Source organism: Botrimarina sp. (genome assembly GCF_040219535.1).
GTDB lineage: Bacteria > Planctomycetota > Planctomycetia > Pirellulales > Lacipirellulaceae > Botrimarina.
The window spans coordinates 1-25,450 of record NZ_JAVJSH010000016.1 but is presented as its reverse complement, the minus strand read 5'-3'; the positions used below and the strand labels follow the sequence as shown (position 1 = coordinate 25,450).

At 69.1% G+C, this 25,450-nt stretch carries 19 protein-coding genes; 11 read left to right on the top strand and 8 right to left on the bottom strand.

Annotation, left to right across the window (positions count from 1 at the left end):
* Window positions 1-128 precede the first annotated feature (128 nt).
* Window positions 129-602 carry a PEGA domain-containing protein gene (locus RIC11_RS08080; protein ID WP_350210114.1) on the top strand — a complete coding sequence of 158 codons (474 nt, stop codon included), beginning with the start codon at window positions 129-131 and terminating at the stop codon, window positions 600-602.
* 80 nt (window positions 603-682) lie between these two features.
* On the opposite strand, the gene RIC11_RS08075 is transcribed toward RIC11_RS08080, so the two are convergent.
* From RIC11_RS08075 to RIC11_RS08055, 5 genes are all read right to left on the bottom strand, one after another.
* Window positions 683-1,816, bottom strand: a complete 1,134-nt coding sequence (locus tag RIC11_RS08075) for an MlaD family protein (protein ID WP_350210112.1) — start codon at window positions 1,814-1,816, stop codon at window positions 683-685.
* Between the two features lie 74 nt (window positions 1,817-1,890).
* Window positions 1,891-2,727: an ABC transporter ATP-binding protein gene (locus tag RIC11_RS08070; RefSeq protein ID WP_350210110.1), complete on the bottom strand. Its 837-nt coding sequence runs from the start codon at window positions 2,725-2,727 to the stop codon at window positions 1,891-1,893.
* Window positions 2,724-3,572 (bottom strand): MlaE family ABC transporter permease, encoded by an 849-nt coding sequence (locus tag RIC11_RS08065; protein WP_350210108.1) that lies wholly within the window; start codon window positions 3,570-3,572, stop codon window positions 2,724-2,726. Before RIC11_RS08065 ends, RIC11_RS08070 begins: the two co-directional genes overlap by 4 nt.
* Before the next feature lie 64 nt (window positions 3,573-3,636).
* On the bottom strand, window positions 3,637-4,209 hold the full coding sequence (locus tag RIC11_RS08060; RefSeq protein ID WP_350210106.1) for a hypothetical protein: 573 nt from the start codon (window positions 4,207-4,209) through the stop codon (window positions 3,637-3,639).
* A 274-nt stretch (window positions 4,210-4,483) separates the two neighbouring features.
* The gene (locus RIC11_RS08055) at window positions 4,484-5,506 is read right to left on the bottom strand and encodes an NAD-dependent epimerase (protein ID WP_350210104.1); all 1,023 of its coding nucleotides are present in this window, start codon (window positions 5,504-5,506) and stop codon (window positions 4,484-4,486) included.
* 757 nt (window positions 5,507-6,263) lie between these two features.
* On the opposite strand from RIC11_RS08055, the gene RIC11_RS08050 reads away from it, so the two are divergent.
* The 5 genes from RIC11_RS08050 (at window position 6,264) to RIC11_RS08030 (ending at window position 12,490) form a co-directional block, all read left to right on the top strand.
* Window positions 6,264-7,787: a lipopolysaccharide biosynthesis protein gene (locus tag RIC11_RS08050; protein ID WP_350210102.1), complete on the top strand. Its 1,524-nt coding sequence runs from the start codon at window positions 6,264-6,266 to the stop codon at window positions 7,785-7,787.
* 264 nt (window positions 7,788-8,051) lie between these two features.
* A complete protein-coding gene (locus tag RIC11_RS08045) occupies window positions 8,052-9,128 on the top strand; it encodes a nitroreductase family protein (RefSeq protein WP_350210100.1) in 1,077 nt (358 codons plus the stop codon).
* Complete coding sequence (locus RIC11_RS08040) at window positions 9,125-10,297, top strand: polysaccharide pyruvyl transferase family protein (protein WP_350210098.1); 1,173 nt, start codon at window positions 9,125-9,127, stop codon at window positions 10,295-10,297. Before RIC11_RS08045 ends, RIC11_RS08040 begins: the two co-directional genes overlap by 4 nt.
* 60 nt (window positions 10,298-10,357) lie before the next feature.
* Window positions 10,358-11,260, top strand: a complete 903-nt coding sequence (locus RIC11_RS08035) for a glycosyltransferase family 2 protein (protein ID WP_350210096.1) — start codon at window positions 10,358-10,360, stop codon at window positions 11,258-11,260.
* Between the two features lie 9 nt (window positions 11,261-11,269).
* Window positions 11,270-12,490 (top strand): glycosyltransferase family 4 protein, encoded by a 1,221-nt coding sequence (locus RIC11_RS08030; RefSeq protein WP_350210094.1) that lies wholly within the window; start codon window positions 11,270-11,272, stop codon window positions 12,488-12,490.
* Between the two features lie 55 nt (window positions 12,491-12,545).
* On the opposite strand, the gene RIC11_RS08025 is transcribed toward RIC11_RS08030, so the two are convergent.
* The gene (locus RIC11_RS08025) at window positions 12,546-15,116 is read right to left on the bottom strand and encodes an ATP-dependent Clp protease ATP-binding subunit (RefSeq protein ID WP_350210092.1); all 2,571 of its coding nucleotides are present in this window, start codon (window positions 15,114-15,116) and stop codon (window positions 12,546-12,548) included.
* Between the two features lie 147 nt (window positions 15,117-15,263).
* Window positions 15,264-15,713, bottom strand: a complete 450-nt coding sequence (locus RIC11_RS08020) for a tetratricopeptide repeat protein (protein ID WP_350210090.1) — start codon at window positions 15,711-15,713, stop codon at window positions 15,264-15,266.
* Between the two features lie 858 nt (window positions 15,714-16,571).
* Here RIC11_RS08020 and RIC11_RS08015 point away from each other — a divergent pair.
* From RIC11_RS08015 to RIC11_RS07995, 5 genes are all read left to right on the top strand, one after another.
* Entirely contained in the window at window positions 16,572-17,657 is a 1,086-nt protein-coding gene (locus tag RIC11_RS08015) for a thiamine phosphate synthase (protein ID WP_350210088.1), read from the top strand.
* A gap of 80 nt (window positions 17,658-17,737) precedes the next feature.
* Entirely contained in the window at window positions 17,738-18,826 is a 1,089-nt protein-coding gene (locus RIC11_RS08010) for a mannose-1-phosphate guanylyltransferase (protein ID WP_350210086.1), read from the top strand.
* Window positions 18,827-18,911: 85 nt separating this feature from the next.
* Window positions 18,912-19,376, top strand: coding sequence for a Holliday junction resolvase RuvX (gene ruvX / locus RIC11_RS08005; protein WP_350210085.1), 465 nt, complete (start codon window positions 18,912-18,914; stop codon window positions 19,374-19,376).
* A gap of 52 nt (window positions 19,377-19,428) precedes the next feature.
* Window positions 19,429-21,021 carry a PQQ-dependent sugar dehydrogenase gene (locus tag RIC11_RS08000; RefSeq protein ID WP_350210083.1) on the top strand — a complete coding sequence of 531 codons (1,593 nt, stop codon included), beginning with the start codon at window positions 19,429-19,431 and terminating at the stop codon, window positions 21,019-21,021.
* A gap of 183 nt (window positions 21,022-21,204) precedes the next feature.
* Entirely contained in the window at window positions 21,205-21,954 is a 750-nt protein-coding gene (locus RIC11_RS07995) for a rhamnogalacturonan acetylesterase (RefSeq protein ID WP_350210081.1), read from the top strand.
* 268 nt (window positions 21,955-22,222) lie between these two features.
* On the opposite strand, the gene RIC11_RS07990 is transcribed toward RIC11_RS07995, so the two are convergent.
* Window positions 22,223-24,577 (bottom strand): arylsulfatase, encoded by a 2,355-nt coding sequence (locus RIC11_RS07990; RefSeq protein WP_350210079.1) that lies wholly within the window; start codon window positions 24,575-24,577, stop codon window positions 22,223-22,225.
* Window positions 24,578-25,450 lie beyond the last annotated feature (873 nt).

Genomic DNA, 25,450 nt, shown 5'->3' with positions numbered 1-25,450 from the left:
ACGCGGCTCCCACAGCATCCTAGCCCGCCTTGCCGCGGGGCGACAGGCAATGGCCGATTGGCCTCGCGGGATCGGGCCGCGGCGGCTACGCTCCGCGGCCCCTTGTTCCGCCGTGTGGGTCTCCGAGCATGCCGAGTCGATTGCGGGTAAGCCGACTAGCGCGGGTCGCGTTGATCCTGCCGGTGGTGATAGCCGCCACCACCGGGTGCGTACGCCGCCGGCTGACGGTCCGCAGCAACCCGCCCGGCGCGTTGGTGCACGTGGACAACCAGCGGATCGGCACGACGCCCTGCTCGCTCGACTACGTGTACTACGGCACGCGGGAGATCCGCCTCAGCGCGCCCGGCTACGAGACCCTCACCGTCAACCAGCCGATCCCGGCCCCCTGGTACCAGACGCCCGGCATCGACTTCATCAGCGAGAACCTCGTGCCCGCGCGGATCGAGGACTCGCGGACCGTGAGCTACAACCTGCAGCGCGAGCGACTGGCCCCCGCCGAAGAGATCATCGCCCGCGGCGAGGAGCTGCGTCGCGCCAGCACGCCGGTCGGCGCCGCGCCGGCGGTCACGCCCACGGCCGCGGCGGCCCCGCTGGGCTACTAACCCGGCGCGCCGCGTGGGGCCGGTGAGCCGCCGCAGCCCCGGCCACCTCGCCGCACGCCTCAAGCGTCAAGCCGCACGCCTCACTTCAAGATCGGTTCGGGCTTGATCGCGCCGCTGATGATCCGCCCCGGCTCTCGGGCGATCTTGTCGCTGAAAACCCGCGCGTTGTGCACGACCGGGCGGAGCTCGTTGAGCCGCTGGTGGAACTCGCCGAGCACGACGTTCGCGTTGTAGATGACCGTGGCGACGTTGTCGTACAGCTCGGGGTCGGAGAGCAGCCGGTTGAGCGAGCCGCGGGTGTCGGTCACGGCCGTGACGAAGCGCGACGCGTCGGCCAGCGTGCGGTCGAGGTTCTCTACCGCCGAGATCAGCTTCTCCGAGAGCTCCGGTCCGCGTCGGCCGAGCGGTTCGGTGAGGCCTTCGAGGTTGCGGAGGTTGGTCTCGGCGCTGCCGACGACCACGCCGAACCGGTCGAGCGTGTCGGTCGCTTTGCGGACCGTGCCCTGCGCGTCGGCGAGCAGCTGCGGCACGGTGTCGACCGCTTCGCGAAGGCGGGGGTCGGAAGCGAGCGAGTCGATTTGGGTCATCGTGCGGTTCATGACCTGCATCGTCTGCTGGAAGTCGTTCAGGGCCCGAGAGACCTGGTCGAGCAAGCTGTTCATCCGGTCGCCGCCGAAATCGTCGCCGAGCGCGTTGTTCACACGCGACGTGAGCTGCTCGACCGAGTCGGCAGCGCGGCCGATCGACTCGAGCGTCGGCCCCACGTCGACCTGCAGGCTCGTGAGCGCCTCGACCGGGTCGGGCAGCGCGACGGCCTGGACCGTGGCGCCGGGCTCGAGTTGCTCGGGCGGGCCCGGCTCGTCGGCGTAGGCGAAGTTGATGACGGCGTCGCCGAACAGGCTCGACGGGCGGATCCGGGCGATGTCGCCCCGGTAGATCGGCGCGCCGGGCTCGATGTCGGCCGTGACGAGCACCCCGCCGGTGGGGAGGAACTCGGTCCGCGTGACCCGGCCGATCACCACGCCGTCCTTGCGAACGGGCGTGTTGGGGCCCACGCCGGGGGCGCGGTCGGTGCGGATCTGGATCGTGTAGGGGCCCTCGCCGGTGAGGGACGGCAGCGACACGCCGACGCCGAGCGTAGCGAGCAGCCCCGCCACGCCGGCGATCACCAGCGTCACGACGCCGACGCGAAACTCTTGGCCGCGGGTAGACATGTCAGGCGTTGGGCTGGCGTTGGGGTTCGCTACGAGCGCGACCGAGGATTAGCGGGTTTCCGGGGCGTGTGCGGTCAGGCGGTCGCCAGCTCTTCGATGCGGTCGCCGGCCTCGCCGCGCACGAACTGCGTCACGCGACGGTCGCTGGACCGCTCGATCTGGTCGGGGGGCCCGTCGTACACCACCTGCGACTCGCCCGGCTTCAGCCGCGCGATCGGGTAGAGCATCACGATGCGGTCGGCCACCTTCTTCGCGCTGAGCATGTCGTGCGTGACCACCACGCTGGTCACCGGCTGCTGGTCCTCGCGGGCGCGGCGGCTCCGCAGGATGAGCTCGTTGACGACGTCGCTCATGATCGGGTCGAGGCCCGTGGTGGGCTCGTCGTAGAGCAACACGTCCGGCTCCATCATCAACGCGCGGGCCAAGCCGACGCGCTTGCGCATGCCGCCGGAGAGCTCGGCGGGGCGCTTGGCGAGGACCGACTCGGGCAGGCCCACGTCGTGCAGCCGGCCGATCGCGATCCGCCGCGCCTCGTCGGCCGACGCGCGGCGGTGTTCGATCAGCGGGAACACGACGTTCTCTTCGATCGTGGCCGAGTCGAACAACGCGGCCTGTTGGAACACGAAGCCGAACCGCGTGCGGGCCTCGGTGAGGGCGCGGTCGTCGAGCGAGTCGAGCCGGCGCCCGTCGAACACCACGTGGCCCTTGGTGGGCTTCACGAGCCCGATCAGCGTCTTGAGGAAGACCGTCTTGCCGCTGCCGCTCTCGCCGATCACGACCAGCGTCTGCCCGCGGGGCGTGGCGATCGACAGGTCGCGGAGCACCGTTTGCTTCCCGAAGCGCACGGTGAGCCGCTCGACCGACAGGATCGGTCCCGCGCTGTCGCCCTCGGCGTTGGCCGGCTCGCTCATACGGAAGCCTCGCTCGGCCAGACGAGGTAGTACACGCGGTCCAGGGCGATGCTCAGGAACAGGTCGAGCACCAGGATCACGACGAACGACTGCACGAACGCCACCGTGGCGGCGCGGCCGACGCCGTCGGCGCCCGCGCCGGAACGGAACCCGCGGTAGCAGCTGATGATCGCGATCGCCGCGCCGAAGAAGAAGCTCTTGATCACGCCGTAGGCGATGTCCCACGCGCTGGTGCCCTCGCGCGAGTTCTGGAAGTAGAAGTACGGGTCCACGTCGAACACCCAGATGCAATAGAACGCCCCGCCCACGACGCCCATCGCGATCGCCGCAATCGTGAGCAGCGGGATCATCGCCAGGCAGGCGAGGAAGCGCGGCGCCACCAGGTGCTGCACGGGGCTGGCGCCCATCGACTCGAGCGCGTCGATCTGCTCGGTCACCTTCATCGCGCCCAGCTCGGCGGCGATCGCGCTGCCGATCCGGCCGGCGAGCATCGTGGCGGCCAGCACCGGCCCCAGCTCGCGGTACATCGACAGGTTGATCATCACGCCCAAGCGGGTCTCCATCCCGAACGTTCGGAACTGGTAGTAAGCCTGCACCGCCAGCACCATGCCGATGAACGCGCCGGTCAGCGCGACCACGGGCAGGCTCTTCACGCCGATCTGGTGCAGGCTCGCCACAACCAGCGGGCGCCGCGGCCAGCGGGCGAACAGCCAGCGGAGCGTCTGGGCGAAGAAGATCGCCATGGCGCCGACCGTCTCGACCGCGTCGAGAACGCGCACGCCGACGGCCTCGACCGCGTCGGCCAGGCCCGACAAGCGTCGGCTCGTTGCGGAGGAATCGGCCATCGCCACGCCTGCGCCGCTAGCGGAACGGGAAGCACCAACGGCGTGGCCAGACCGCGCCTTAGTCTTAGGGATCGACTCCGCCGGTTGTACGGCTTGAGCCGGCTTTACGGCGCACCCGCAACTTTGGGCTGTCGCGTTCTAGCAGCCGGTGGGCCGTGTCGGAAAGGTCGCCGAGCGTCCACAGCGCGACCGCCGCAGCGAATTGCAGCGACATGGGCCACAGCGAGTAGACGATCCCCATGAAGAACGCCCAGCCGGGCCTGCGGAAGCCCGTCTCGAGTAGCCAGTACCCGCCGAAGAGGGCCCACCCCACCCCGCCGAGGGCCATCAGGATCGCCGCGAAGCGACAGAGGGCGCCGCGCGGCCGACGCGCTGTGGGCGCCGCGCTGCCGACACGGCGGGGCGGATCGAGGGTCGCTGGCAGCGGCCACGGCAGCTCACCGAGTAGCGCGGCCGGAGCGACCCACCACACAAGGAACACCACGCCCACCATTAGGAACGAGGCGCCGGGCGGCAGGCCGGTCAGCTCGCGGACCCACATCACGACGAACAGCACGACCGCGAGCGTCACCAGGTTCCAACGCCACCACGGCCGCTGGAGCGGCGAGCCGGCGGGGCGGGCGTGGCGGGGCTTCACGATGGCGGCTCGCGCTAGGCAAAGAAGAGCTCTCGGACCCACGCGAGCGCGATCAAAACGACCATCAGCGCGATCAACCACATCGCTCGTGGCGGCACGCTCATCGTGGTTCGATCGCTCCTGCGCTGCTGCCGTTGACCCCCGTGAAGGGTAATCCCCGCAACGGGGCGCCGCCAGCACCCGAAACGAAGGGGGTGGGGCCGCGCGCCACAGAAAACCGGCTCGCAAGGCGAACGCCGAGGCGTTCCGTCGGCGGGCGGCGGCCGGGCGGCGCCTATTGGGCCGCGGCGGCGCCGTGGTGCTCGCGCCACCACGCGACGAAAGAAGCCACGCCGTCGGCCAGCGGCGTCGTCGGGCGGAAGCCCGTGTCGGCGGTGAGCGCGTCGATGTCGGCGTAGGTCTCGGGCACGTCGCCGGGCTGCATCGGCAGCAGCCGCCGCTCGGCCTGCACGCCCAGCGCGGCCTCGATCGTGGCGATGAGCTCCTCCAGCGAAACCGGGCTGTTGTTGCCCAGGTTGTACACGCGGTGGGGCGCGTCGCTGGCGGGCGGGCTGTCGCCGTCGCTCGGGCGGAGCTCGCCCCGCTTGGGCGGCAGGTCGAGCACGCCGGCGATCCCCCCGACCACGTCGTCGATGTACGTGAAGTCGCGGCGCATCTGCCCGCGGTTGTAGACGTCGATCGGCTCGCCGGCGCTCATCGCTTGGGTGAACTTGTAGACCGCCATGTCGGGCCGGCCCCAAGGGCCGTACACGGTGAAGAACCGCAGGCAAGTCGTCGGCAGGTCGTACAGGTGGCTGTACGTGTGGGCCATCAGCTCGCCCGCCTTCTTCGTCGCGGCGTAGAGGCTCACCGGGTGGTCGACCCGGTCGTCGACCGAGAACGGCGACTTCTTGTTCGCCCCGTAGACCGAGCTGCTCGAGGCGAACACCAGGTGCTCGCAGCGCGAGTGCCGGCAACCCTCGAGCACGTTCCCCAGCGCGACCAGGTTCGCATCGACGTACGCGGCCGGGTTGTCGATCGAGTACCGCACGCCCGCCTGCGCGGCGAGGTGCACGACCCGCTCGTAGCCCCCTGCCTCGAACAGCGCGGCGCAGCCGTCGCGGTCCGCCAGCTCCATCTCGATGAAGCGAAACTTTGGGTCCTGCTGCAGTACCGCCAGCCGAGCCTGCTTCAAAGCCGGGTCGTAGTAGGCGTTCAGATTGTCAACGCCCACCACCGGCCGGCCCTCCGCCAGCAGCCGCCGGGCGAGGTGGAACCCGATAAAGCCCGCCGCGCCGGTCACCAAGGTCGTACTCATGGGGCGTCTCGCACGGTGGCGGGCCTCGTGAGAGGCGAGAGCTGGAAGCGGCCGAACCGCTCAAGATCAACGGTTCTTCAAGCGGCAAGGACCGGAAGCGTCGCGGTGGAGAAGGCGCCGTCGATCGGCTCCGCACCCGCGGCGTTCCGCCGGTTGAGCGGCCGATCATAAGGGGCGCCGCGTGCCGCCCGCAATCGGCGCGCCACGGGAGGGGTCGGCCGGGCGGCGCGGCCCGCGGACCAACGCTCGGCCCGGCCGGCTCCGCTCCCGACGAGGCAGAAACGCAACGCGTTGTCGCGATCCAGCAACAGCCCAGCCGCTGGCCCGCGAACGGCCACGGCCTCCCCCGCCCTGTCGGACGGCGCCGACGAGACCGGCCCCGTGGATCGGCGCGGCGATTGCCCGTGGGACTCGTGGCGCTGGGCGGGGCGATGGCCGGACCGTGGACTGTGGACCGGGCCATCATCGCGTCCGGTTGCAGAGGTTGCCGATCGATCGCCATCGAAACCCCGGTGGCGAACCCACTCGTCGCCCCTCCCCGGTTTCGCAGGGGCCCGCGCTGAGCCGCACTCTCGATCGGACGAAGGAACCCGAGGACACCGCAAATCGTCAGATAGCCGCTTCAGCGGCCGGCGGGCTACGCCGCACTGTTCAGCCAGCAGGGCACTCTCCATACTTCGCACCGAGCCCCCCGCCCGACTCGCCTACCGGGTTGTTTCGGTTCTCGGTGGACAGTCGCAGCTAGCTAGACTTCTTGATGGCCCAAGACTACTTCCGCGACGCGGCCGCGAGCGGCGACCTCCGGAGACAAACGGTCAGGGGCGGCGTGGCGACCGTGATCGCACAGGCGATCACGACGCTGACCACCCTGGCGGCGATCCCGGTCTTGGCGCGGCTCCTCGACCCCGAGGATTTTGGTTTGATCGCGATGGTGACGGTGTTCACCAACTTCGCGGCGATGTTCGTCGACGCGGGGCTCTCGCTCCCCACGATCCAGCGGCCCAGGATCACGGCCGCGCAGGTTTCGAACCTGTTCTGGATCTCCGTGCTGATTGCCCTGACGGTCGCGTGCGTCGTGGCTTCGGCTTCTCCGCTCATCGCCTGGGTGTTCGACGAGCCGCGCTTGGTCGGCATCACCCTTGCGATCGTCACGTCGTTCGTGTTCGCGGGGCTGTCGGTGCAGCACACGGCGTTGCTGCGTCGCCAGTTGATGTTCGCTTCGCTGTCGGCGGTGCAGGTCGTCTCGGTCGCTTCGGGCCAGGCGTGTGCGGTGGGCTGGGCGTTCGCTTACCGCGACACCGAGTTCGATTACTGGGCGTTGGTAATCGGCCCGATCGCGTCGTCGGCCATCACCGCGGCGATGGCTTGGGTCTTCTGCAGCTGGAGACCCAGCGCGCCGAAGCCCCGCACCGGCACGCGTGAGCTGGCGTCGTTCGGCGCGCAGATCACCGGTTTCAGCATCCTGAATTACCTCAGCCGGAACGCCGACAGCTTCCTCATCGGCTGGAAGTGGGGCGATGTCGCGCTGGGGTACTACGACCGGGCGTACCGCGTGTTCCTCGCGCCGATCGTGCGTATCACGGTGCCGTTCGCCACGGTGACGGTGCCGGCGTTGAGCCGCCTGTCGCACGACGCCCCTCGGTTCGAGCGCGCCTATTTGCGGCTGCTCCGCCCCGCGTTGTCGCTCCCCTGCCCGCTCGCGATGCTGATGCTGCTGAATGCGGAATTGGTCATCGACACGATGCTCGGCCCTCGCTTTGAGCAGTCGATCCCGATATTCCGCTGCCTCGCGCTGGTCGGCTTGGTGCAGCCATTCTGCCATTCCCTCACATGGATACTCACCGCCCTGGGCCGCGGCAAGGCGGTGCTGACGATCGGCGTGCTGAGCGCTGTCGTGAAGTGCACGGCTTTCGCCTGTGGTTTGCCGTGGGGGCCGGTGGGGGTCGCCGCGGCCTACGCGATCGCGTCGCTGTTTGTTTACACGCCCATCGCGGTCGCCTATGTCCATTCGCAAAGCCCCTTCTCGATCGTTGGCCCCCTGAAAGAGTTCGCGATGGCGCAGGCGCTCGGGCTGGTGGTGGGCGTCGCGTCGGTCGCCTCGATGGCGGTCTTCAGTGGCGACAATCCTTGGGTCCGGTTGCTGATCGTCGGGCTCGTCGGGGCGGCGACTTGGGGCCTCGTGGTGGCGGGCACGGGCTACGGCCGCGCGTTGATCGCCGACTTCCGCGGCATCCGCGGCGGGGCCGTCGGCGGCGCCCCCTCGGCCCCCTCGGCTCAATAGCCGCCAGCAGGAGCATCCCACTAGAAACCGGGCGCCCGGAACCCGCCGCCGCTCGCTCGGCTCGGGGCCGCCGCCGACGGTTGAATCCCGGTTACCGGGGTCCGTCATACGATCGGGCCCGTTTTAGCGGTTGTCCCGGCGTGGGCTGTCGCGACCCGCTCCTTGCAGCGGCCGGCAAACCTTGCCCGATCGCGCCGGCTAAACGAAACTAGAAGACCCCTGCCCCACACCGCCCCGCCCCACGACCGGTCCGCCGCCGCAATTGTGAAGTCTCTCCTTCTCTACCCCTTGCGGAAGGTCAAGCGGTGGCTGCTTTCTGACCCGGTGATGACCCGCGTCTGGGCGGCCTGTGTCCGCTGGCCGTGGTTGGCCGACCTCTACTACTGCGTGTCGTCGCAGTTTCGCCGCGAGCACCGCGCGGTTCTTCAAGGCAAGCTAGAGCACACCCGGGGCCGACGAACGGGGGCGGAGGGGGCCGAGTACACGTTGCGACGCAACACGCACCGGCTCGAGAAGGGGCTGATCATGCGGCCCCGTCGCGACGTGTTCGCCACCGGGTACATCGACGAGGCGGTCGACGCCTACCGGGCCGTGTGCTCTTCGCCCGCGCCCGACCCGACGCTCGTCGATTGGGCGACCGACGTGCTCACCGAGTACTTCTCGGTGGTCGGCGCCGACGAGACCGTCGACGCCGCCCGCACCCGGTTCGAAGCGGTCCCCAGGGCTCACCGGCCCGAGGACGCGCGCCGGCTCGTCCCCTACCGACGCGACACCGACACGCTCAAGGCCGACTACGACGCGATGCTGCAGCTGGCGGTCCGGCGCCGCAGCGTCCGATGGTATCTAGACAAGCCCGTTCCACGCGAGCTGATCGACCGGGCCATCGACGTGGCCAAGCTGTCGCCCAGCGCGTGCAATCGACAACCCTTCCTGTTCCACATCTTCGACGACCCCCGCAACGCGGCGCGGATCGGGTCCATCCCGATGGGCACCGCCGGGTTCTCGCAGAACTTCCCCTGCCTGATCGTCATCGTGGGCGACCTGTCGGCCTACTTCAGCGAGCGCGACCGGCACGTGATCTACGTCGACGGCGGCTTGGCGGCGATGGCCCTGCAGTTCGCCCTGGAGGTCCAGGGGGTCAGTTCTTGTTGCATCAACTGGCCAGACATCCCCCAGCTGGAGCGACAGATGGCCGAGGCGCTCGACCTGCCGCGGCACCACCGCCCGATCATGTGCATGTCGCTCGGGTACGCCGACCCCGAAGGGAACGTTCCCTTCTCGCAGAAGAAGTCGCTCAACGAGATCCGGCGCTACCGAGACCCCCCGCAACAGACCGAATGATCGTTCAAATCTACGGCGCCGGCTTCGACAACCGCGGGGCGCAGCTGATGCTGCTCGCCACCGTGCAGCGACTGCGCGAGCTGGCGCCGGACACGGTCTGCGCTGTCGACCTGGGCCGGTCGACGGTCGAAGACCGCGGCTCGCACGGCCTACGCACCCTCGTGCCGCCCGTCGGCGAGAGGAGCCCCCGCAAGACGAGGCTCGTCGGGGCCTACTCGCTGATGAGCCACGGCCTCAGCCGGGCGTACAACGAGCAGCTCGGCTTGGTCCGCCGCTGCGACGTCGACGCGCTGCTCGACATCTCCGGCTACGCGTACGGCGACAAGTGGCCCGCGCCGATCATGGCCGCCGCCGCCGCCCGCGTGAGCGACTACCGCCGGCGCGGCAAGCCCGTCGTGCTGCTGCCCCAGATGTTCGGCCCGTTCGAGGACCCCGCAAAACGCGCGGCGTTCGAGCCGATCTTCCGCGGCGCCAACCTCCTGTACGCCCGAGAGGAGGAGTCGCTGCGTGCGTTGCGGTCGCTCGGCCAGCCGAACGACGCGGACAGGATCCGGCTGTCGCCCGACATCACGATCTGGGTCGACCCGCTCCCCCCGCCGGTCCGCCCCGAGGCGCCGTACGCGTGCCTCGTCCCCAACGCTCAGATGACGCGGCACGCTTCACAGACCTGGGGCGACACGTACCTCGAAGCGATGGTGCGGGCGGCCGGTCGGCTGCAGCGCCACGGCATCGAACCCTGGGTCGTGGTCCACGACAACGGCCCGGCCGACCTCGCCATGGGCGAGCAGATCGCCCAGGCCGCCGGCCTCCCCGCTGAGCGGGTCCTCGTCGAGAAAGACCCTCAGCGGATCAAGGGCTTCCTGCGCGACGCCACGATGGTCATCGGCTCACGGTTCCACGCGCTGGTGTCGAGCCTCTCTAGCGGCACGCCGGTGATCGCCCTGGGTTGGGCGCACAAGTACGAGACCCTCACGCAAGACTTTGGGGTGGCCGAGTTCTGCTGCCAGCACAACGAGGGAGCCGATTGCACGATCCCCCACATCGATCGCCTCACCGACGAAACCCAGCGCCGAGAGGTCGAACAAACGATTCTGAACAAGAAGGCCGAGGCGAGGGAGTCGAACGAGAAGATGTGGCGGGAAGTGGCCCAGACCATCGGCCTGAACTAAACCCGCCGGCGCACCAGAAGCGACGCGATCGCCCCGCAGCGAGCCCGACCGTCTGACGACATGAAAACGGCGTCGGTAATCATCCCGCACTACAACGACGCGCCGCGGTTGCGGCTGTGCCTCGACGCGCTGTCGCGGCAGACCCTGCCGTCCGACGCGTTCGAGGTGATCGTTGTCGACAACAATTCGACCTCCCCGCCGCGCGAGCTGGTCGAGGGTTACCCGTTCTGCCGCTTCACCAGCGAGACACGCGCCGGCTCCTACGCTTCGCGGAACCGCGGCCTGGAGGTCGCCAGCGGCCGCGTTCTCGCCTTCACCGACTCGGATTGCCTGCCCGAGCCGGGCTGGCTGGAGGCCGGCGTCGCGCGCGTGACACGCGGCCCCGCCCCCGGGCAGGTGGGGGGCGCCATCCAGGTCTTCCCGGCCGACGGCGCGGCGCCGACCGCCGCGGAACTCTACGACATGCTCTACGGCCTGAGGCAAGAAGTGAACGTTGGCTCGTTCCGGTTCGCCGCCACGGCCAACATGTTCACCACCCGCGAGGTGTTCGACGCCGTCGGGCTGTTCAACCCGAACCTCAAGTCCGGGGGCGACTTCGAGTGGGGCCGCCGGGTGGCCGACAGCGGACGCCCGGTCGTGTACGCCCCCGAGGCGGTCGTCCGCCACCCGGCGCGGCGCGCGCTCGGCGACTTGCTGAGACAAGCCCGCCGACACATGGGGGGGCACGTCGACAAGTTCCACGAGAAGTCCGGCAACAAATCGATCGGGCGGCTGACCCGCAACCTCTGGAGGATCGCTTCGCCCCCGGTGGGGGAAAGCCGCGACGCCGTCAAGCAACTCCGCCAGCGGGGCTACTCGTTGCGGCAAGCGACCGGCGTTGTCGGGGTGGTCTTTGCGATCAAGTACGTCCGGTTGATAGAAGTCGCCAAACGCTTCGCGGGCGCCCAGGCCGAACGGCAGTGAGGAAGCGTGTTGGACAATCCCACCCAAACGGATGAGCCGCTGCCCGCTCGGCCCGACGACTGCCTGTCGCCGTGCTTCTTCGCCCACGGCGACGAGGAGTACGGCGTCGGGACCGTCGTGCGCTCGCTCGCCGGCGGCCTGCTGAAGCGGGGCGGCGCGCCCACGGTCGCCTGCTGGCGCGAGGGCCCCCTGGCCGCGGAGTGCCGCGCCCTCGGCGTGCGGGTCCTCGTGCTCGGCGTCGGAGAGCCGCGTGGCTACGCCGGGGGCGTCGGCAGCGTCGCGACGGCCCTCCTCAGCAACCGCGCGTGGGCGCGCCGTGTGTCGACCGCGCTCGCCGGAGCGTTGGGTGGGACGCGCCCTTCGGCGTACGTCGTGCAGTGGCCGAACGAGATCGCCGTGGCCGGTCGAGTGGCTCAGGCCGGGCGCGTCCCCTGCTACTGGATCATGCCCAACGAGGTGGGCTCGCGTTGGCCCTTGGGGATCAACGCACGGTACTACCGGGGCCTCTGCCGCCGGTGCGCGGTCTCTCCGCTGCCGAACAGCCGCTACACGGGCCGCACCCTAGGAACGGGGCTCGACGACCGGGTCGTTTACCTGGGCGTCGACGCCGACCGCTTCGACCCCGCCGCCGTGCGACCGATCGGCCGCCACGAGCTGGGCGTCCCGGAAGCGGCGACGGTCGTCGGCGTGGTCGCCCGGCTGCACGAGTCCAAGGGGCAAGAGCCCCTCCTGCGGGCCGTCGCCGCCCTCTCGGCGCCCTTCCCCGACCTGCACCTGTTGCTGGTCGGGGGGCCCACCGAGTCGGACTTCGCCACGCGCCTGCGGACGATCGCCGGAGAGAGGGGCTGCTCCGATCGCCTGCACTTCACAGGCTGGACCGCCGAGCCCGAACGCTACTACGACGCCATCGACATCGCGGTGAACCCGCGAATCGACCCCGAACCGTTCGGGCTGTCGGTCGTCGAGGCGATGATGATGCTGCGCCCGCCTTTGGTGCACGCGCTGGGCGGGCCCGCCGAGACGGTCCGGGACGGGTACAACGGCTGGCACGTCGACGCGGCCACGCCGGCCGCCTACGAAGCGGCGCTGCGGCGCGTGCTCTCCGAACGCGACCGCTGGCCGGAGATGCAGCGCACGGCCCGCGAGCACGCGGTGGAACACTTCTCGGTCGACGCGTTCGTGGACCGCTACCTAGCGATTGCGCGGGCGGACGCGCGCGATCGCGCGTAGCCCGGGCGATCCCGAAGGTCGAAGCCAGCAGCCACAGCGCTTCCCGTCTGTCGGCTCAGTCCCCGGCCGGCCCCTCGCCTTCGACGCCGGCGCCGACCGGCTCGGGCTCTTGCTCCTTGTTTTGGAGCCCTTCGAAGACCAGCTGCTTCTTGTCGCCGACGCTCTTCACGTCGACGCGGATCGTGTCCTTGCCGACGAACTCGCCCTTGAGCAGCTCCTCGGCCAGCGGATCCTCGATGAAGGTCTCGATCGCGCGACGCAGCGGGCGGGCGCCGTAGTCGGTGTTCGATCCCTTCTTGACGAGGAACGCCTTGGCTTCGTCGGTGAGCTGCAGCTCGTAGCCCTTGTCGGCGAGCCGCTCGCGCACCTTGGACACCTCGAGGTGGACGACCTCCTTGAGGTTCTCCTCGTTCAGGTGACGGAACACGATGACGTCGTTCACGCGGTTGATGAACTCCGGCCGGAAGACCTTCTCGATCTCGTCCATCACGCGGGTCTTCATCCCCTCGTAGCTGGCGTCGTCGTCGGGCTTCTGGAAGCCGAACGCGGACTCGTTCTTGATCGCGTCGGCGCCCGCGTTGGTCGTCATGATGACGATCGTGTTGCGGAAGTCGACGTTGCGGCCGAACGAGTCGGTCAGGCGGCCCTCTTCCATCAGCTGCAGGAGCATGTTGAAGACCTCCGGGTGGGCCTTCTCGATCTCGTCCAGCAGCACGACCGCGTACGGGCGGCGGCGGATCTGCTCGGTGAGCTGGCCCCCCTCCTCGTAGCCGACGTACCCGGGGGGCGCGCCGATCAGGCGGCTGACGTTGTGCTTCTCCATGTACTCGGACATGTCGATCTGGATCAGCGCGTCCTCGTCGCCGAACATGAACTCGGCCAGCGCCTTGGCGAGCAGCGTCTTGCCGACGCCGGTCGGCCCGGCGAACACGAACGTGCCGGTCGGGCGCTTCGGGTCCTGCAGGCCGCTGCGGCTGCGGCGGACGGCCTTGGCGATCGCCTTGATGGCCTCGTCTTGGCTGATGACCTTCTTGTGGAGCTCGTCCTCCATCTTCATCAGGCGGAGCGAGTCCTCGGTGCTCATGCGGGTGAGCGGGATGCCGGTCATCTTGCTGACCACCTCGGCGATGACGTCCTCGTCGACGACGCCGCCGTTCTCGCGCGACTTCTCGCGCCACTCCTTGGTGATCTGCGCCTTCTTCTTCTTGAGCTTGTCGGCCTGGTCGCGCAGCGCGGCGGCCTTCTCGAAGTCCTGGTTGGCGACGGCCTCTTCCTTGTCGCGGTTGAGGGCCTCGACCTCCTCGTCGATCTCCTTGAGGTTCGGCGGCTTGGACATCGTCTTGAGCCGCACGCGGGCGCCGGCCTCGTCGATGACGTCGATCGCCTTGTCCGGCAGGCAGCGGCCGGTGATGTAGCGGTCCGAGTAGTCGACGGCCGCGTCGATCGCGTCGTCGGTGATCTGCACGCGGTGGTGCTCCTCGTACCGCTCACGGAGGCCGCGGAGGATCTCCTTGGTGTCGCCCGGCGTGGTCGGCTCGACCATCACCTCCTGGAACCGGCGGGCGAGGGCCGAGTCCTTCTCGATGTACTTGCGGTACTCGTCGAGCGTCGTGGCGCCGATGCACTGGATCTCGCCGCGGGCGAGGGCCGGCTTGAGCACGTTCGACGCGTCGATCGCCCCCTCCGCGCCGCCGGCGCCGACCAGCGTGTGCAGCTCGTCGATGAACAGGATCGTGTTCTTCGCGCGGCGGACCTCGTTCATCACCGCCTTGATCCGCTCCTCGAACTGGCCGCGGTACTTCGTGCCGGCGACCATCATCGCCAGGTCGAGCACCACGATGCGGCGGTCGAGCAGCAGCTCGGGCACGTTGCCCTCAACGACACGCTGGGCGAAGCCCTCGACGATCGCCGTCTTGCCGACGCCGGCCTCGCCGAGCAGCACCGGGTTGTTCTTGGTGCGGCGGCAGAGCACCTGGATGGCCCGCTCGATCTCTTTCTCGCGGCCGATAACCGGGTCGAGCTTCCTCTGCTTGGCCAGCTCGGTGAGGTCGCGGCCGAACGAGTCGAGCGCCGGGGTCTTCGACCGCGAGCCACGCCGTCCGCTGCGGCCGGAACCGCCCTCGGCCCCCTCGTCGTCGTCGTCGTCGCCGCCGGAGCGGCCGCCCCGCTCCCCCTCGCCCCCTTCGATGCCGTGGCCGAGGAGGTTCAGCACCTCGTCGCGGACTTCCTCGAGCTTCAAGCCCAGGTTCATCAGCACCTGCGCCGCCACCCCCTCTTGCTCACGCAGCAGGCCCAGCAGGATGTGCTCCGTGCCGACGTAATTGTGGCTCAGGTTGCGGGCCTCCTCCATCGAGTACTCGATGACCTTCTTCGCCCGCGGCGTCTGCGGCAGCTTGCCCATCGTGACCATGTCCGGCCCCGACTGGACCAGCTTCTCCACCTCGAGGCGGATCTTCCGCAGGTCGACGTCCAGGTTCTTCAGGACATTGGCGGCCACGCCGCTGCCCTCTTTGATCAGGCCGAGCAGCACGTGCTCGGTGCCGATGTATTCGTGGTTGAACCGCTGGGCCTCTTGATTGGCCAGCTGCATCACCTTGCGGGCGCGGTCGGTGAAGCGTTCGTACATGCTCTTCTCCAGGTCGTTGGCGAGCCCGGTGCTCGTCGCGGTGGGTGGGTCGGCGGGCTGGGCTCTCGCCGGGTCGCCAGTTGGGTCGTGTTCTCTGTGCGCCCGATTGTAGGCCTTGGTTCGCTCCGGCGCTAAGGCGCGGGGCCTTCAGGCGGCGTGGCGCTCGGGGTGTTGAGGGTCGATCGCCTCGGGAGGGGGCGGGGATTCAGATTGGGGATCCGTCGTCTGGTTGACAAGCCGCTGGAGTCGCCGGCGTTCCTGCTCGATCTCTCGTCGCCAACCGCGCGCCGCGTCGCGGGTGGCGACCCGGTCCAGCACCCGGCCGGCCTGGTCGGTCCGCCCCGCGGCTCGCAACACGCTGACCAACCACAGGCGGGATTCGAAGTCGTCGCGGTCGCTGCGGATCGCTTGGCGGAGCGACTGCTCCGCCGCGACCCAGTCGCCGCGGAGGTAGCTCTGCTGGGCTAACCGCAGCAGCTGGTCATTCTTAAGCTCGCTGTGGGTTGGATCTTCGGTCGCGCCGCCGTCGTGCTCTGACTTCGCCGCTTGTTCACGGGCTAGGGCGAGCCGACGCAGTTCGCCGCGGGTTTCACGCACCGCCGCGATCCACAAGAGGGCCGCGGCGACGGCACACCCAAACTTAAGCCGCGATTCCAGCCACGCAGGCCAAACAAGCGTCCCCAAAACCAACACGTTCACTAGAACCGAAAACGCCAGCGCGAGCGTCAACCCAGCAGCCGAGCCCCGCACCCACAAGTGCGGCAACCCGGGCCACAGGTAAGCGACCCAGGGCGCTCGGCGTGGTGGCGGGCGACGGGACAACGCGACGGTTCTCTGGGAGAGAGGTCTCTGGGAGCGAGGCTCAGCGTTCGCTCGCCGCCCGGTCGACGCCGCCTCCCCTCTGCCGCAAATTGCGGAGCGAAGCGGGGCGGCGAACGCCAAGCGGCGGTGTTTTTTCTCGGCAGGCCGGCTGAGGACGCCCGGCGGAGTGTACCGGGGGCGGCTGACCGAGCCAAGACAAACCCTGTTCCCGCTAGGGTTTACGACTCTTGCTGCTAGCCCCCACCGAAGGCACGAGGGGCCTGCCATCGGCCGTCGCCCCCCCCGCCTGAAGACGCCCGCGCCGCGGCGCAAGCCGCCCGCCCGATCCGCCAATCTGGCAGCCCTGCCGACAGCCCTGCCGACAGCCAATCGGCGCCCCGCCGCCGCGCGACCCGCGAATCGAGGAGAAACGGGCGCCCGCGAAGCGGCCGTGATAGGATCGGCGGCCCGGCGGGCGCCGCGGACACGTCTGCGGGCGCCGGTTGAGGAGGGCGCCCGCTGCCGGGCGGTCCGTGCTAGCGTCGACCGGTCGCCCACCTCTGTAGCAATGCCGGCCCGCTCGAGCGGCGCCGCTTCCGTTCCCGCCCGCAATAATTGGCGCCGTCCGCCACGCTCGGTTTGATGACGACCCCCATGCCAAACGCCCCCCGCAGCCAGCCACCGCCGGGTGTCGCCAGAGCGATGGACGCTTCGCTCAACCGCGCGGCCGAGGGGGCCCGGGTCGTCGAGGACTACGCCCGCTTCGTCCTGGACGACGCGGGCCTCAGCCGGCGGGCGAAGGAGCTCCGGCACGGCGTCGCGGCGGCCGGCGCCGCGTTGCCGATCGCCGCGCGGCTCGCTGTGCGCGACACGCCCGGCGACGTCGGCACGACGATCACCACCCCGTCCGAGGCGTCGCGCGCTTCGGCGTGGGACGTGTGCCTTGCTTCGCTGGGCCGGCTGCAAGAGTCGCTGCGGAGCCTCGAAGAATTCGGCAAGATGCTCGACCCGGCCACCGGCGCCCGGTTCGAGCTCCTCCGCTACGACGCCTACACGCTGGCCTCCGCCTTGGGCGCGGCGGGCCGCTCGGCCGAGCGGCTCGGCGGGGCCAGGCTGTACGTGCTCGTCGGCTGCCGCGCGAGTGAAGCGGACTTCGCGTCGCTCGTCGAATCGATCACGGGCGCCGGCGCCGACGTGGTGCAGCTTCGCGACAAACGGGCCGACGACCGCACGCTGGTCCAGCGGGCGCGACGGCTGGCGGCCATCTGCCGCGAGCGCGGCGCCGTGTCGGTCGTCAACGACCGGGCCGACATCGCCCTCGCGGCGGGCGCAGACGGCGTGCACGTCGGCCAAGAAGAGCTCTCGGTCGCCGACGCGCGGCGCGTCGTCGGCGCCGGCCGGCTGGTCGGCGTGTCGACCCACTCGCTCGACCAAGCCCGAGCGGCGATCGCCGCGGGCGCCGACTACCTGGGCGTCGGCCCGACGTTTCCGTCGAAGACCAAAGCGTTCGACGCCTTCCCGGGCCTCGACTTCGTCCGCCAAGTGGCCGCCGAAACGAGCCTCCCGGCGTTCGCCATCGGGGGAGTCGACCCGAGGAACGTCGACCAAGTGGTCGCCGCGGGCCTCTGCCGAGTCGCTGTCGGCTTAGCCGTGACCGACGCAGCCAACCCCGCGGCCGCCGTCGCCGAATTGAAGTCACGGCTGACAGCCCCGGTCGGTGCGGACGACCAAGCAAGCTAGGATTCACTCCCGGACGCTCCCTACCGGTCGCGGCCCGGCTACTTCAACTGCCCTCTGCCTACCGCCTGCTGCCCTCTGCAATGCTCCACGCGATCATCATGGCCGGCGGGTCCGGCACCCGATTCTGGCCCGCCAGCCGCCGCGACACGCCCAAGCAGATGCTCTCGCTGGTGGGCGAACAGACGATGATCCGCCAGACAGCCGAGCGCCTGGGCGACGTCGTGCCGCCCGAGCGGCGGATGGTCGTCACCAACCAGCGGCTGGTCGACGGCGTCGCCCAGCAACTGCCCGACCTGCCCGCCGCCGCGATCGTCGGCGAGCCGTGCAAGCGCGACACGGCCCCCTGCATCGGGCTGGCCGCGCTGTTGGTCGCAAAGGCCCGCAAGGACCCCGACGGCACGATGATCGTCATGCCGGCCGACCACGTCATCTCCCCGCCGGAGGTCTTCCAAGCCGCGGTCCGCCAAGCCGAGGCGCTCGTCGACGCCGACCCGTCGCGGATCGTCACGTTCGGCATCAAGCCGACCTACCCGGCCGAGATCTTCGGCTACATCCAACGCGCCGACGCGCTCGAAGAAACCCACGGCGACGCGCCCGCCTACCGCGTCGCGCGGTTCCGCGAAAAGCCCGACGCCGCGACCGCCGAGCAGTTCCTCGCCGCCGGCGACTTCTACTGGAACAGCGGCATCTTCTGCTGGCGGGCGTCGACCATCCTCGACGCGCTCCGCGAGCGCCAGCCCGACACGCTCGCCCACCTCGAAGCGATCGTCGAGGCGTGGGCCGCGCCCGACGCTCAGGCCGTGTTCGAGCGCGAGTTCGCCGCCATCGAGGGCGTGTCGATCGACTACGCGGTCATGGAGCACGCGGAGAACGTCGCGGTGATCGAGGCGCCCTTCGAGTGGGACGACCTGGGCGGCTGGCAGTCGCTCCCGCGCCGCCTGGGCGCGGACGACGCCGGCAACACGATCGTCGGCGAGCACCTGGGCCTCGACACGACCGGCACGATCGTCCGCACGACCGACGGCCACCTGGTCGTCACGCTCGGCTGCGAGGACCTGATCGTCGTGCACACCGAGAACGCCACGCTGGTCGCCAACAAGCACAACGAGGAGCAGATCCGCGCGGTCGTGAAGGAGCTCGAATCGCGCGGCTGGGATGCCTACCTATAGCCTCTCGAGCCGTCGGCGCTAGCCGCGGGTTGCGCCGGGTACCCGGGTCCGCCCGCGGCTAGCGCCGTCGGCTGAAGCAATTGCCATGTCCAACCCAGAACCCCAGCGCGGCCGCATCGGAGGGGTCGACTACGGCACGGTCCGCATCGGCGTGGCGATCGGCGACCTCGAGGTCGGCATGGCCTCGCCGCTGGAGGTTTACACGCGGCGCAGCGAGCGGCTCGACGCGGAGCACTTCGCCACGCTGGCCAGGGAGGAGCGCCTCGTCCGCTGGGTCGTCGGCCTGCCGGTCCACCTCGACGGCGGCGAGAGCCAGAAGTCGCTCGAGGCGCGGCGCTTCGGCAAGTGGCTCGCCGAGAAGACCGGCGTCGGCGTCGATTTCTTCGACGAGCGCTACACGTCCGCCCAAGCCGAAGAGCACCTGCTCGCCGCCAACCTGACAAAAAAACGCCGCAAGGCCCGGCTCGACGCCCTGGCGGCACAGATCCTGCTCACCGCGTACCTCGAATCGGGCGCGAAGGGCCAGGACGACCCGGGGGGCATCGAGTGACGCCCCGCGCGCCGCACACGCTTGTCTCCGACCTCCGGCAAACACCTCGACTATGCTCGCTCCGCGGACTTTGCTCTACCTTCTGATCGCTGCGGCTGTCGGCCAGCCTGGGGCCGCACCGGCCCAATCCAAAGCGACCCGCAGCGACGATCTACTCAACGACTCGATCGACTTCGCGGGTTTCCACCTCGCCCTGCGTCCCTACGCCCGGCTGCCCGAGTCGACGCGCAACATCATCCAGATGACCACGCGGCCCGGCGGCGATCGCTTGCACGTGGTGACCGAGAACGGCGTCGTGTTCGCCCTCGCAGCGGGCGCCGACGGCGCAGCGCAGCCCGAGCCTTGGTTCGACGCGCGCGAAGCGGTCGAGTCGGCCACCGGCCGGCGGTTCGTCTTCGACGGCCGTGGCCAGCGCGGCCTGCAATCGCTGGCGTTCCACCCCGGCTTCGACGACCCGTCCTCCCGCGGCTACGGCAAGCTCTACACCACGTACCTCGAAGAGCGCCCCGACGACACGGGCGCCCACCGCTACCTGGGGCCCGACGACCTGGGCGGCGAATCGATCGACGGCGTGCTAGCCGAGTGGACCTACGACCACGAGTCAGGTGAGGTCGAGCCCGCCTCGCGCCGCGAGCTGTTCCGGGTGCAGATGCCCGAGTACGACCACCCGATCAAACTCGCGCAGTTCAACCCGCACGCGGAGCCCGACGGCGACGACTACGGGCTGCTCTACGTCACGCACGGCGACTCGAACGTCAAGCACTCGCCCGACGACGACGCCCAGCACCTCGACAACGCGCTGGGCAAGATGCTGCGGATCGACCCACTAGAAACCGACTCGGCGCCCTACGGCGTCCCGGCCAGCAACCCGTTCGCCGACGCGCCCGACGCCCGCGCGCTGCGCGAGATCTACGCGTACGGCTTCCGCAACCCCCACACTTTTTCCTTCCACCGCGACAGCTCGAACGCGGTCCATCTGCTGGTCGGCGACATCGGCCGGAACAACATCGAAGAGGTCGACCTCGTCGTCCCGGGCGGCAACTACGGCTGGCCCGAGCGCGAGGGCACGTTCGCCCACCGGCAGGCGCCGCCCGGCTCGGAGAACGCGGGGTACCTGACCGGCGTGTCGCCGATCCCCGACGACGAACCGGCCGGCCGCTACCGCTACCCGGTCGCCCAGTACGACCACGACGCGCCGCGCGGCGTCCCCTCGTCGGGCAACGCGATCGCCACCGGAGCGGTCGTGCGAAGCCGGCGCAACCGCCAGCTGCACAACCAGTTCCTGTTCACCGATTTCTCAACGGTCCGCGGCGCGTCGGTCCGGGAGGGAGAGGTCTTCGCCTGCGACCTGGACGACATGCTCTCGGCCGTCACGACTCTCGGCGACCCCGATAGCCCACCGAGTGAGAGCGACCGGCTACGCCAAGCCGCCGTGAGCAAGGTCCGGCTGTGGCTCGACCACGACCTCGACCCGACAACACCGCCCCAGGTGTTCGACGGCTTCGTCGACCTGCTCGCCACGCCCCGCACCGACGTGCGGATCGGCGTCGGCCCGTCCGGCGAGGTTTACTTCTCTTCCAAACAGAACGGCGCGATTTACCTGGCCACCGACACCTTGCCGCAGAGCAAGCGCGAACCAGACTAAGAGGCGGCCCCGAACCTGCCGGGCTCTCCCGAACCGGTCGGGCTCTCCCGAATCGGTCGGAGCCGCCCCCGTCCTGTCGGAGCCGCCCCAATCTGTGGGAGGCGTCTCCAGACGCCGATTACGCCGGCCGCAACGGCTCGTCGCAGGATCGGCGACCGACGACAAACGGAGCCTTCGCCTGCGATGAAACGCCGACCGTTCCTCAACCTGCTCGTTATCGCCGCCGTAACCGGCGTGCTCCGCGCGGCCGAGCCGGCCGCCGCGCCGACGATCCACCTGATCGGCGACTCGACGATGTCCGACAAGCCGGACCGCGACGGGCCCGAGCGCGGCTGGGGCCAGCTCCTGCCGGAGTTCGTAGTCGCGCCTGCCGAAGTCGCGAACCACGCGCGGAACGGCCGCAGCAGCCGGTCCTTCATCGACGAGGGGCGCTGGTCGACGGTGCGCGACGCGTTGCGGCCGGGGGATTGGTTGATCATCCAGTTCGGCCACAACGACCAGAAAGCCGGGACCGAGCGGTACGCCGACCCCAGCGGCGCCTACCGCGACAACCTGCGGCGCTTCGTCCGCGGCGCCCGCGCGGCGTCGGCTCGCCCGGTCATCGCCACGCCGGTGGTCCGCCGCCGCTGGAGCGACAGCGGCGGGTTCGAGGACACGCTCGGCGACTACCCGGCCGCCGCGCGGGCCGTCGCCGCGGAAGAGCGCGTGCCGCTGCTCGACCTGCACAAGCTCACTCGCCAGATGGAATCGGAAGCCGGCGTCGAAGGCTCCAAGCGTTTCCACTTCCCCGGCGACGACACGCACTACTCCGAAGAGGGCGCCCGCCAAGTCGCCGCCCTCGCCGCGGCCGAGGTGCAGCGGCTGCGGTTGCCCCTGGCCCGCTGGCTCCGCCCGTCGCCCGCCGAAGCGACCGAGCCCAACCCGCCGAGGTGAGCGGCGGCGCGGACTGGCCTAGCGAACCCAGAAACTGGCTCAGCGTTCCCCAGTCGGAGGCTGCGTATCCTCTGAGGTCGTCACGACCTCAGCAAACTTGGCCTTGCTCTTCGGCGCCGCGGCTGAGGCACCCTCAGCGGCGAACGGTTTCGGCGAATCACGCCGCGAGCCAGGCCGCAGCAGCCTCGACGACATCGGACAAGATCGTCACGGATGACACTCCAAACGGCTGAGGCCGGCCGTGACGCACTACGGCTTAGCCACGGCCCTACTTGAGAGTGATCGTGACCTTGTCGATCTTCCCTGTGAAGCGGCTCGAGTGCTCGTCGTAGTCGGACGAGACAGGCGTCTCCCGGTCGACGCCCACGTTGGCGGTCTCGTCGGCAGACCAGATCGCGAATTGGGTCTTTTCGACCTTGCCCGATCCGACCTTCTTGCTATCGATCAGGAGCGTAGCCGTGCCCCCCGCGCCGAGCTTCGGCTTGCCGTCGGACGACTGCCCGTCGTAGTCGAACTCGAGCTTGATGGTTGAATGCTTCTTCGGCAGGGCCTCGTCGGAGGTAACCGAGTACGAGTCGAGGCCGAGGAAGTTGTACGTGTAGACCGGTTTGCCCTGGTGAACGTACAGGCTCCAACCGCCGAAGCGGCCGCCCTGGCTGACGATAACGCCCTCGGCGTCGCCGCCCGTGTTGTCGATCTGGGCGACGATCTCGAACGACGTGTTCTTGGTGTCGATGAAATCGTTCTCCGGCAGGAAGCCGAGGCCCTCGTAGACGGTGAGCGACTTGCGGTCGCCCATCAGCGTCGGCCTGCCGGCCAGCTTCGCATTGACGCGGAGCTGGCGGCGGTCGTCGAGCGGCAGCACTTTGTACTTGAGGGCCTCGGAGAGGAACATCTCCTTGAGTTCTTCGAGCTTCTCGGGGTGCTCGTCGGCGAGGTTATTGGCCATGCTGAAGTCCTCGGCGACATGGTACAGCTCCCACTCGTCATTCTCGAATGTGTTGCGCGGCGGCGCCCACGGGAACATGTGCACGGTGCCGGCGAACCAGCCGTCGTAGTACAAGCCACGGTTGCCCATGATCTCGAAGTACTGCACCAGGTGGCGGTCGGCGGCCTCGGCGTCGTCGAACGAGTAGACCATGCTCACCCCCTCCATCGGCCGCTGGCCGACGCCGTTCACGGTACGTGGTTCGGGGAGGCCGGCCGCTTCGAGGATCGTCGGAGCGATGTCGATCACATGGTGCCACTGCTCGCGCAGCTCGCCCTTGGCTTTGATACCGTTTGGCCAGTGGACGACGGTCCCCTGCCGCGTGCCGCCGTAGTTGGCCGGCACCTGCTTGGTCCACATGAACGGCGAGTCGAAGCAGACCGCCCACCCGGCTGCCATGTGGGGGTAGGTGCTGGGGCCGCCCCACTCGTCGTAGTGCTCGAGCATGTCCGGGACCGTCTCCTCGACGCCGTTGAAGTAGGTCATCTCGTTGTACATGCCGATCATCCCCCCTTCGGCGCTCGTGCCGTTGTCGCCGGCCATGAACACGATCAGCGTGTTGTCCAGCTCGCCCATCTCCTCGATCGCAGCGATCAGCCGACCGATTTCGGCGTCGGTCATGTCGAGGAAAGCGGCGAACACCTCCGCCTGCCGCGCGAACAGCTTCCGCTCGTCGTCGGAGAGGTCGTCCCAGTCCTTGATGTCCTTCGGCTTGTCGGCCAGCTTGGTGTCGGCCGGGATCACGCCCAAACGCTTCTGGTTCTCGTAGATCCGTTTGCGGATCACGTCCCACCCATCGTCGAACTCTCCCTTGTGCTTGTCGATGTACGACTGAGGAACATGGTGCGGCGCGTGCGTCGCGCCGGGGGCGAAGTACACGAAGAACGGCTTGTCAGGCGTGAGCGACTGTTGCGAGCGCACCCAGTTGATCGCTTGGGTGGTCATGTCGTTCATGAAGTGGTAGTCCGGGTCGCCGTTGGCCGGGTCCTCGACCGGGGTGACGCCGTCGTAGATAGCGGGCGACCACTGGTTGGTCTCCCCGCCCAGGAAGCCGTAGAACTTGTCGAACCCGGAGAGGGTCGGCCAGCGGGTGAGCGGGCCCGAGGGGCTGATCTCCCAGGCAGCTACCTCGTGGCACTTGCCGAAGTGGGCCGTGCTGTAGCCGTTCAGCCGAAGCGTCTCGGGGAGCTTCGCGCAGCTCTCCGGGAGCTTGCCGGTCTGCCCTGGGAACGAGGTGGCGATCTCGGTGATCGACCCCATGTTGACGCTGTGGTGGTTACGGCCGGTCAGCATTGCTTGCCGCGTCGGCGAGCAGAGCGCCGTCGAGTGAAACTGGTTGTACATCAGCCCATTCTTCGCCAGGCGGTCGAACGAGGGGGTCTGGGTTACGCCCCCGAACGCGCTGGTGCCGCCAAAGCCGAGATCGTCGATGAGGATGATCATCACGTTCGGGGCCTTCTTCGGCGCCTTTACCTCGAAGACGGGGGGCGCCTTGGCGTCGCGGGCGTCGAGCGTGTGGATCGGCGGCTGCCATGGCGCGGCAATCGGCAGGTCCCGCCGATTGACCGGCACTTCGTAGTCGGTCTGTTGGGCCTCCGCTAGCGTCGCGACAACGATTGCAACGAGTGGGGCCAAGCCTATCCAACCGAGGGCAGAACGCGAACGTAATGTGATCATAGCGAAGATCCGGGACTACTAGGTGGTCGCGTTACAAAGCACGGCTGATCGGCGGCCTCTGCTGCCAGGCTCCACCAAACCAGAGGTCAGAGAGTATAGGTTGAGTAAGGGGTGTTCGCGCAGGCGAAGGCGGCGAAGTAGGAAGAGCGGCTAGGTGAGCGAGAATAGTCGACTTTGCTCCGTGGCGGAAGCATTTTGCGTCGTCTCGGCTGAAGGCCTCCTGGCAGCAGTGACACCTTGACACCTCCCGCAGTTTCCGAACACTGCTGCGAGGTTCAGGCAGCGGGCACCCAACTCCCCGCGATGGACTTCACCTCGGTTGCTTCCGGCTTCAGCCAAGTGCCGTCGGTTGGACCAACACCGGCGGCTTAGCCCGGCTGCGAATTCGCAGCGGTCTCCTGGCAGCAGGGACAACTCCGGCAGTTTCGGAAGACTGCTGGGAAATCCAGGAAGTGGCTGCCTAGCTCCCCTCGGTGGACATCACCTCGGCGAGACTCACCCGGAGGCAACGCGTAGCTGCTCTGCCGAAACGGGCCGCGCGATCGCGATTCGCGGTAGCCGGCATTTGCAGGTGAGCGTTCGCTCGCATCGGACGAGCCGCGCGCGGCCGCCCCTCGGTGGCTAATTCCCACCTGCCACAAACCGGGCGTGCGACAATCGCCGGGTTTCGGCCGCCGGGTTTCGGCCCGCCCTTGCGCGTCGGCCGGCGAGGGGTTTCGTTACAGTTGGGGGTCGGCGTGTAACGCTTCGCTAAGTCGCCTGGGCGCAACGACTTAACCCCCGTTTTGCAACGTTTTTGCGGACAAACACGATTTTCAGACTGTCGCGTTT

Bases quoted from the DNA above. Each gene is read 5' to 3' on its own strand.
- RIC11_RS08080 (WP_350210114.1), top strand. From the start codon at position 129: ATGCCGAGTCGATTGCGGGTAAGCCGACTAGCGCGGGTCGCGTTGATC.
- RIC11_RS08075 (WP_350210112.1), bottom strand. From the start codon at position 1,816: ATGTCTACCCGCGGCCAAGAGTTTCGCGTCGGCGTCGTGACGCTGGTG.
- RIC11_RS08070 (WP_350210110.1), bottom strand. From the start codon at position 2,727: ATGAGCGAGCCGGCCAACGCCGAGGGCGACAGCGCGGGACCGATCCTG.
- RIC11_RS08065 (WP_350210108.1), bottom strand. From the start codon at position 3,572: ATGGCCGATTCCTCCGCAACGAGCCGACGCTTGTCGGGCCTGGCCGAC.
- RIC11_RS08055 (WP_350210104.1), bottom strand. From the start codon at position 5,506: ATGAGTACGACCTTGGTGACCGGCGCGGCGGGCTTTATCGGGTTCCAC.
- RIC11_RS08050 (WP_350210102.1), top strand. From the start codon at position 6,264: ATGGCCCAAGACTACTTCCGCGACGCGGCCGCGAGCGGCGACCTCCGG.
- RIC11_RS08040 (WP_350210098.1), top strand. From the start codon at position 9,125: ATGATCGTTCAAATCTACGGCGCCGGCTTCGACAACCGCGGGGCGCAG.
- RIC11_RS08035 (WP_350210096.1), top strand. From the start codon at position 10,358: ATGAAAACGGCGTCGGTAATCATCCCGCACTACAACGACGCGCCGCGG.
- RIC11_RS08025 (WP_350210092.1), bottom strand. From the start codon at position 15,116: ATGTACGAACGCTTCACCGACCGCGCCCGCAAGGTGATGCAGCTGGCC.
- RIC11_RS08015 (WP_350210088.1), top strand. From the start codon at position 16,572: ATGCCAAACGCCCCCCGCAGCCAGCCACCGCCGGGTGTCGCCAGAGCG.
- RIC11_RS08010 (WP_350210086.1), top strand. From the start codon at position 17,738: ATGCTCCACGCGATCATCATGGCCGGCGGGTCCGGCACCCGATTCTGG.
- ruvX (WP_350210085.1), top strand. From the start codon at position 18,912: ATGTCCAACCCAGAACCCCAGCGCGGCCGCATCGGAGGGGTCGACTAC.
- RIC11_RS08000 (WP_350210083.1), top strand. From the start codon at position 19,429: ATGCTCGCTCCGCGGACTTTGCTCTACCTTCTGATCGCTGCGGCTGTC.
- RIC11_RS07995 (WP_350210081.1), top strand. From the start codon at position 21,205: ATGAAACGCCGACCGTTCCTCAACCTGCTCGTTATCGCCGCCGTAACC.